This window comes from Pseudomonas sp. Nvir, assembly GCF_963778085.1.
Lineage (GTDB): Bacteria > Pseudomonadota > Gammaproteobacteria > Pseudomonadales > Pseudomonadaceae > Aquipseudomonas > Aquipseudomonas juntendi.
Window position 1 is genome coordinate 1 of record NZ_CAVZVN010000035.1, and the last position, 1,062, is coordinate 1,062.

Here is a 1,062-nt window from a genome sequence, read left to right on the forward strand (position 1 = left end):
CGCGTTTTCAGACCATTTCACGGTGCCGTTGTCCGGCTGCAGTTCGCCTACCAGAGTTTTCAGCATGGTGGATTTACCCACGCCATTGGCGCCCAGAATGGCAATCTTCTCGCCCACTTCCAGCAACAGGTTGACCTTTTTGAACAGCGGACCTTCATCAAAGCCTTTGGTAAGGGCTTCCACTTCCAGCGCGTTACGGAACAGTTTCTTGTCCTGTTCGAAGCGGATAAACGGGTTCTGACGGCTGGAGGCTTTAACCTCTTCCAGCTTGATTTTGTCAATCTGGCGCGCGCGCGAGGTGGCCTGACGTGATTTAGAAGCGTTGGCGCTAAAGCGGCTAACGAAGGACTGCAGGTCCGCAATCTGCGCTTTTTTCTTGGCGTTGTCCGCCAGCAGACGCTCACGCGCCTGGGTGGCCGCGGTCATGTATTCGTCGTAGTTGCCCGGATAGACGCGCAGCTCGCCGTAGTCGAGGTCCGCCATGTGGGTGCAGACCATGTTCAGGAAGTGACGGTCATGCGAGATGATGATCATGGTGCTGTCGCGATCGTTCAGCGTCTGCTCCAGCCAGCGGATGGTGTCGATGTCCAGGTTGTTCGTCGGTTCGTCGAGCAGCAGGATATCCGGATTGGAGAACAGCGCCTGCGCCAGCAGGACGCGCAGTTTCCAGCCCGGCGCGACTTCGCTCATCGGGCCGTAATGCTGTTCAACCGGAATGCCGACGCCGAGCAGCAGTTCGCCGGCGCGCGCTTCGGCGGAGTAACCGTCCATCTCGCCGTATTTGACTTCCAGGTCGGCCACTTTATAGCCGTCTTCCTCGCTCATTTCGGGCAGCGCGTAGATGCGATCGCGCTCTTGCTTCACTTCCCACAGCTCGCCGTGGCCCATGATAACCGTATCCAGCACGGTGAATGCTTCGAAGGCGAACTGATCCTGGCGCAGCTTACCGATACGCTCGTTCGGGTCGAGAGAAACGTTGCCCAGCGTCGGCTCGAGATCGCCGCCGAGGATCTTCATAAAGGTCGATTTACCGCTGCCGTTGGCGCCGATCAGACCATAACG

General features: G+C 58.3%; 1 protein-coding gene. It reads right to left on the reverse strand.

Annotated features, from left to right (window positions below):
• A partial coding sequence (locus AACG97_RS00275) for an ATP-binding cassette domain-containing protein (protein ID WP_338463244.1) occupies positions 1–1,062 on the reverse strand: 1,062 nt, incomplete at both ends.